Source organism: Photobacterium japonica, from assembly GCF_050337005.1.
Lineage (GTDB): Bacteria > Pseudomonadota > Gammaproteobacteria > Enterobacterales > Vibrionaceae > Photobacterium > Photobacterium japonica.
The window spans coordinates 1-3,063 of the sequence record NZ_JAKJSN010000115.1 but is presented as its reverse complement, the minus strand read 5'-3'; the positions used below and the strand labels follow the sequence as shown (position 1 = coordinate 3,063).

General features: G+C 51.7%; 2 protein-coding genes and 3 tRNA genes. 1 reads left to right on the top strand and 4 read right to left on the bottom strand.

Translation table 11 applies throughout. The annotated features are described in order from the left end of the window. Positions 1 to 1,151: penicillin-binding transpeptidase domain-containing protein (locus L4C36_RS23485; RefSeq protein ID WP_428480187.1), on the top strand; the 1,151-nt coding region annotated here is incomplete at its 5' end. An 82-nt stretch (positions 1,152 to 1,233) separates the two neighbouring features. On the opposite strand, the gene L4C36_RS23480 is transcribed toward L4C36_RS23485, so the two are convergent. From L4C36_RS23480 to L4C36_RS23465, 4 genes are all read right to left on the bottom strand, one after another. After that, complete coding sequence (locus L4C36_RS23480) at positions 1,234 to 2,487, bottom strand: cyclic di-GMP phosphodiesterase (protein WP_428480186.1); 1,254 nt, start codon at positions 2,485 to 2,487, stop codon at positions 1,234 to 1,236. Positions 2,488 to 2,742: 255 nt separating this feature from the next. After that, positions 2,743 to 2,818 (bottom strand) — tRNA-Thr (locus L4C36_RS23475). A gap of 44 nt (positions 2,819 to 2,862) precedes the next feature. Beyond that, a tRNA-Asn gene (locus L4C36_RS23470) sits at positions 2,863 to 2,938 on the bottom strand. 43 nt (positions 2,939 to 2,981) lie between these two features. Continuing rightward, positions 2,982 to 3,057: transfer RNA gene (locus L4C36_RS23465), tRNA-Phe, on the bottom strand. Between the last annotated feature and the right edge of the window lie 6 nt (positions 3,058 to 3,063).

Here is a 3,063-nt window from a genome sequence, read left to right as displayed (position 1 = left end):
ACTTCACACCGGGGGTGGGCTTACGGGTATTCAGTACCCTCGATCCGTTATCCCAACAAGAAGCCGAGCGAGCTGTGCGTCATAGGGTGCCGTTGCTGAGTAAGAAAGCCGGTGGTGAGGTGGAAACGGCCTTGGTGGCCGCGGATCGCCGAACCGGTGAGATCCGCGCCATGATCGGCGGCAGTCAGCCGGGGTTTGCCGGGTTTAACCGTGCGTTGGATGCCCGTCGTCAAATCGGTTCGTTGGTGAAACCGGCGGTGTATTTGGCGGCATTGCGTCATCCGGATCAGTTTACGCTGGCCAGTACGCTGGAAGATAAACCGATTGCCATGCGCAGCAGTAACGGGACCAGCTGGCAGCCGCGTAACTACGATCGCAAATTCCGCGGTGAAGTGCCGCTGTATTACGCCTTGGCAAAGTCGCTGAACGTGCCGACGGTGAACCTCGGCATGGCGGTTGGGCTCAATAACGTGATTGATACGCTGGCCGAGCTGGGTGTGGATCGCGATGAAGTCCCGAAACTGCCGTCGATTTTATTGGGTGCGTTTACCCTGACGCCGTATGAAGTGACGCAGATGTATCAGGCCGTGGCGAGCGGTGGCCGTAAAGCCGAGCTGACCGCCCTGCGTGCGGTGGTGGACCAAAAAGGTAAGCAACTGTACCAATGGGTGCCAAAAGCCGCGCAGAGCGTGCCTGAGCAAGCTGCATGGCTGACAACGTATGGTATGAAGAACGTCGTATCACAAGGTACAGCCCGTTTCTTACAGCCGCAATTTGGCTGGGCGACGTTAGCGGGAAAAACCGGCACCACGGATAAATCCCGTGATAGCTGGTATGTCGGGATTGATGGCCGCGAAGTGGTGACCGTCTGGATGGGGCGCGATGATAATACGTCGGTGAACCTGACGGGGTCATCAGGGGCATTGCGCTTGTACAGCGATTACCTGAAAGGCCGTCAGCCTGCGCCGTTAATCTTGTCTTGGCCGAATAAACTGACGTCAGCGAAATTTACCCAGCAACCTAACGGCACGTTATCGCGCGATTGCACCGGTAAGTACGCGTTGCCGCTGTGGGATAAAGACGGGGACGTGGAAGCCTTCTGTGACAGCAACAAGCCAGCCAAGTGGATTAAAGACATGTTCAGCTGGTAAGTGCGACACAGTAAGCACATAAAAAAGCACGCCTGACGAGGCGTGCTTTTTTTATGTCTATCGAGAGAGACGAGGACGGGGATCAGTCATCCGACTCGAAATAGTAGGCAATGCGAACACGAGGGTTCAGATAGGCGTAAACCTTCTCGGGTAATTTACTCGGCGCAATGGCTTGCTCGATACGTAAGTTGCTTTCACCCAGTTCGATGATCGGCGCTTCGTTGGACGGCACACTCGGATCGTACAGTAACACATTGGGATGCAACAGGTTGTCTGCATTGACGGAAATGACCAGCCCCAATTGTTGGTTAGATAACTGCACCACGCTGCCCGGTGGGTAAACGCCCAACAGACGGATTAATAACGCAAGATAGTCGTTGTTGTACTGCTCTCGGCGGTTCTTAAACAGGTGCGACAGGGCACTGTAGGGAATGCGTGCTTTGGCGGGATCTTGCGGGTGACACAGGTTGTCATAGCTGTTCACGACTGCGACCAATTGCGCCTTGAGATCGATCTCATCCCCTTTTAGCTGTTTAGGGTAGCCACTGCCATCAAGCATTTCGTGGTGCTGCGCTAAAATCGGTTTGGCGCTGTCGGGAAAGTCTGTCGTCAGGTTCGCCAAATCCACACTGTATTTGGTGTGCAGTTTAAGGTAATTAAGCTCAGGCTCGGTCAGTGGGGTGGTTTTACGCAAAATGGCGGTAGGCACTTTCAATTTGCCCATGTCATGGAACATCGCCCCTAACGCAATGGCTTTAATGTCGGCCTGCGACAGGCCGCAGGAACGCGCCAGCATCATCGACATGATGGTGACATTGAGCGAATGACAGTAAATGTCTTCATTCTCTTTGTTGTCATTCATCAGGTGCAAGGCCACGTTGTCAGACTCCAGCAACGCATCCACCATCTCTTCGACCAGCATTTCGGCTTCTTTCACGGCGGTGACAGGGCGGCTTTTGACTTTCCCCATCACAGAGCGCAATTGGGCCATGGAGCGGCTGAAATTCTTTTCACACTGCTGCAGCTTGCGTTTGTAGTTTTTCAGGCGAGTGATACGGCCTTGTTTTTCCTGCCATAACTTTTCCGCTTGTGCTTCGAGAAAGCGGCTCTCTTGTTCGGAAATGTCATCTTGTGGCGTTTCAGGCGGCAGCGGTTGGGATTCACTTTTCTCAGGGATCAGATAAACGTATTTCACCCCCAGATTTTTTATCAGGCGAATTTGTTGCTGATCTTTGATTTTAAAGTGATTGAGCAGAAAGGGGTGATCCGTCCATTGCAGGGGGAGTTTGATGTATAAACCTTCGGTTAAGCGCTCAATTGAGAGTTTGATGGCCATGAGTGTCAGCGCAACCTATTTGCGTCGAGTGAGGTGGAAATCCATTCATACAGAGTGAACTCTGCGTGTGTGTTACCGTCAAGGGAGGGCGGTGCTGGTACGCGATCATCGACGTCCCCCTTGGTTGCATTATGTTGTTTATAACACGTTGTTTTTTAGTGTAAATCAATCACCGTGTTTAACTCAATATGGGAGCAGGTTCACAGTGCGAATGACAGGCAAAAAAAAACCTCATCAAAGATGAGGTTTCAAAAATGGTGCCGACTACCGGAGTCGAACTGGTGACCTACTGATTACAAGTCAGTTGCTCTACCTACTGAGCTAAGTCGGCATTTTTATTCTTATTATTTCAAACCCGAAGGTTTAAAACTAATGTGGCTCCCCTTGCAAGACTTGAACTTGCGACATACGGATTAACAGTCCGCCGTTCTACCAACTGAACTAAAGGGGAATTGTTACTTTCTTCTCGCACGTTAACCGTGTGAGATTAAATATGGTGCCTCGAGGCGGAATCGAACCACCGACACGAGGATTTTCAATCCTCTGCTCTACCGACTGAGCTATCGAGGCAAAAGT

Bases quoted from the DNA above. Each gene is read 5' to 3' on its own strand.
- L4C36_RS23480 (WP_428480186.1), bottom strand. From the start codon at position 2,487: ATGGCCATCAAACTCTCAATTGAGCGCTTAACCGAAGGTTTATACATC.